The following is a 326-nucleotide window of genomic DNA, read 5'->3' as shown; positions in this document are numbered from 1 at the left end:
CCGGCCGTCCCGCCGGACGCGACAAAGCCCTTGATGACCGTCTTCAACGACGCCGCATCCGCCGTCAGCGGCATCAGCGCCGCCGCCGGGCAGGCGGCAGTTCCGGTCTGCTGGGCGAAGGGCGACAGGAAATAGTCGCGGTTGACCATGCTGACATCGGGACCGGCGTCCGAATACTGATAGGGGCCCTTGCGCTCGGTAGCGCAATTGTCCGGCCGCGCCGCTGCGGATGCCAGTTGCGGATCCCCATTGCCCGGCGCCTGCTTGCGCTGGCTGGTCTTGGTTTCGGCAAAGACGGTGCCGGCGGCAAGCGAACCGACATTGAC

The 326-nt window shown here is 67.5% G+C and carries 1 pseudogene; it reads right to left on the bottom strand.

Going from position 1 to position 326, the window contains the following annotated elements:
* Positions 1-326, bottom strand: a pseudogene (locus EN859_RS36435) (hypothetical protein); the annotation flags it as partial.

The sequence above is a fragment of the Mesorhizobium sp. M00.F.Ca.ET.216.01.1.1 genome (assembly GCF_004010325.2).
Classification (GTDB): Bacteria; Pseudomonadota; Alphaproteobacteria; order Rhizobiales; family Rhizobiaceae; genus Mesorhizobium.
The sequence above is the reverse complement of the archived record's forward strand: the minus strand, read 5'-3'. Positions and strand labels throughout refer to the sequence as shown.